Genomic DNA, 2,961 nt, shown 5'->3' on the forward strand with positions numbered 1-2,961 from the left:
CCCACTAGGTTACAAATCTCGCGCCGCGATTAAATAGCCCCTAGTTTGAACAAATTTTAATCCGCAAAGATCAACAGACCCTAATATAGATGAATACGTAAATACGATTTATAAAATCATATTTTAGGTAATTTAAACAACTAAAGTTAAGTTAATTAAGCTCTACTAACTATCAATCAAATTTGTATGTACTAATTTTTTTGATTGTAAAATACTAGCTCGCACATGGTCATAGATTAAGTTAAAAACAAATGCGTAAACTGTAATAAAAAAAGTTACGCCTATATCCATTATTAATGCTTCCCATAAGCCAACGTTTAAAATGTACGCCATTACAGGAATGGTAAAAACGAGTAATCCTCCTTGAAATAAAAGCACATGAAAAATACGAAATAATAATGAGCGCTTCTCTTTTTCACCAGTTGCTACTTTGTCAAAAAGGCAATTAAAAATAAAATTCCAACACATCGCAATGGTTGCAATTATAATCATGGTGCTCGATAAAGCCGATATTGCATGATCTGTAAATACAGCCAAACCAATAATCGATAACGTTACCGCTAATACCTCAAATAAAATAGCCTGTAATACCCGCTCCAACGCCCCCATCTTTGAACTCATAACCAACCTCTTTATGCCAAATAATTAAAGAAATCATCATGACATAATTTAATTATCTACAAAGTTAGCAGCCATCACCCTTAGTGATAAGATGGGCAAATAATTACTCATTTTTAAGTTAAATGGTATGTATAGTTTTGAGCAACTAAAAATTTTTGTAACAGTGGTAGAAACAGGATCTTTTTCGGCAACAGCCCGAAAGCTAAACCGCGCACAATCGGGAATTAGCCAAGCTATTTCTAATCTTGAAATAGCGATTAATCAAACATTGTTTACGCGTAATAAAAATACACCCAACTTAACAAGTAACGGTAAAGCATTGTTACCAATTGCATACTCTATACTCCATCAGCAAAAATATTTTGATCAAAAAGTGGATGCATTAGCACAAAATTATGAACATGAAGTAATTATAGCTATAGATGAAAGCCTAATTAATCAAGATATTTTAAAAGTGATTGCCCCGCTTGCTGATCAGTTCCCGATTACTAATTTTGAGATAATATCTGCAACAACATACGATATAGAAAATCTGGTAAAAACAGGGAAAGCACAATTAGGTATCATATATAGTGATGGCGAACTAAAGGTAGATATGGATTTTTTTCTATTAGGGCAAGCTCGGTTTTTAACGATTTCATCACCAGTGCATCCACTCGCAACGCTAAAATCTGTAACAAGCAGTGATTTAAAAGCCCATAGGCAATGTGTACATCGCAGCCTTAATCAAAAAGAGTTATGGTTTAGCTACGCAATCAGTTCTAGGGTTTGGTATGCAAATACACATCAGACGCTTGTCGACCTAGTAACCCAAGGAATTGGCTGGGCACTTGTACCAGAGATGGCAATTCAAAAGCATTTAAATCAAAGTGAAGTTATAACACTGCCAGTTACACATGAACAAGGCGGTTGGCTAACTCCTGTAGGATGCGTGGTTTCGAGGAGCCAAGTATCGGGTCCGGTTCTTCAAAGCTTAGTAAATCTTTTACAACAATACTTTTTAAAAAATGATGGCTGGGAGCTAAAGCTTTAATACTTGCGAAGCTTTAATTAAATAGTTTACTGATTAACTCAGTAAACTATTATATAGACAGCTCAGTTAATCGTTTTCGCAAGATTCTAAACCAACTCGATAAGTCAGGGCAAGATCACGAACTTTACCTTGACTTCAAAGTATGATCTTATACTCCTTTTTACAAGGAGCATTCTCATGCTTGATATTCAGCTATTTAAATATTTCGAATCAATCGATGATCCTCGCCAACAAGGTAAAGTGGTTCATAAACTATTTGATATCATATTCTTAGCCGTCAGCGCTGTTGTGTCTGGATGCCAAGGCTGGGAAGATATTGAAGATTTTGGTCATGATAGATTAGATTGGCTCAGGAAATATGTTCCCCTAGAGCAAGGTATTCCTCGTCATGACACAATTGCCCGCGTACTAAGCCGTATCGATATGACGCAATTTCAAGATTCTTTTTCTTCTTGGATGAAAGCATGCACTAAGTTAACCCAGGGCGATGTCGTAGCTATTGATGGTAAATGCTTAAAAGGCTCATTTAATCAGTCAGATAGGCGCGATGCACTTTATATGGTCAGTGCGTTTTCATGCGAAAATGGTGTCGTTTTAGCGCAATGTCCTGTTGATAAAAAGTCGAATGAAATAACAGCGTTACCAACACTTCTTGAGTTACTTGAGATAAAAGGGTGCTTAGTCACAATTGACGCCATGGGGTGTCAAAAATCAATTGCAGAAAAAATAGTGAGCAAAGAAGCTAATTACCTTCTTGCAGTGAAGGCAAATCATAAAGGACTCCTGTCGCAAATAGAGGGGGCTTTATTACCGGAGATAACACGACAAGCGTCTGAAGGGATTTTGTTTAATGAAGCAGATTATCAAAAAAACAGAGAGGAGTTTAGGTGTTGTGCAGTGCGTCATGATGTAAGTGATTTATCAGAAACGATACACTGGGAAGGTGCAAAGACGGTGGGTGTTATTGTTTCCTACAGAAAGGAAAAAGGTAAAGTAAGCAATGAGTTATGTTATAGGTACTATATCAGTTCAGCATATTTAACGGCGGAAGAATTGGCAAGGTCAGCGCGGCAACATTGGCAAATAGAGAACGGATTACATTGGCGTTTAGACGTAGGATTTAAAGAAGATGAGTGCCGAATTAGGCGCGAAGGTGCAGCGCCAGTATTTGCAGGGCTGAGGCATATCGCATTTAATCAATTAAAGGCTGAAACCAGTTTTAGTAAAGGTATGCCAGCAAAGCAGAAGAAAGCGATGCGCAGTACAGCTTATCTTGAAAAGGTATTGAATTTATAGTGTTTTTTCAT

General features: G+C 36.9%; 3 protein-coding genes. 2 read left to right on the plus strand and 1 reads right to left on the minus strand.

Features of this window, described 5'->3' with window-relative positions; genetic code table 11:
• Positions 1 to 165: 165 nt before the first annotated feature.
• Positions 166 to 621 (minus strand): PACE efflux transporter, encoded by a 456-nt coding sequence (locus tag L647_RS0119690; protein WP_216712742.1) that lies wholly within the window; start codon positions 619 to 621, stop codon positions 166 to 168.
• Positions 622 to 748: 127 nt separating this feature from the next.
• On the opposite strand from L647_RS0119690, the gene L647_RS0119695 reads away from it, so the two are divergent.
• The gene (locus L647_RS0119695; RefSeq protein WP_024612552.1) at positions 749 to 1,654 is read left to right on the plus strand and encodes a LysR family transcriptional regulator; all 906 of its coding nucleotides are present in this window, start codon (positions 749 to 751) and stop codon (positions 1,652 to 1,654) included.
• A gap of 177 nt (positions 1,655 to 1,831) precedes the next feature.
• Positions 1,832 to 2,950 (plus strand): ISAs1 family transposase, encoded by a 1,119-nt coding sequence (locus L647_RS0119700; RefSeq protein ID WP_024611966.1) that lies wholly within the window; start codon positions 1,832 to 1,834, stop codon positions 2,948 to 2,950.
• The last annotated feature ends 11 nt before the right edge of the window (positions 2,951 to 2,961 follow it).

Source organism: Pseudoalteromonas sp. TB64 (genome assembly GCF_000498095.1).
In the GTDB taxonomy this organism is placed as follows: Bacteria; Pseudomonadota; Gammaproteobacteria; order Enterobacterales; family Alteromonadaceae; genus Pseudoalteromonas.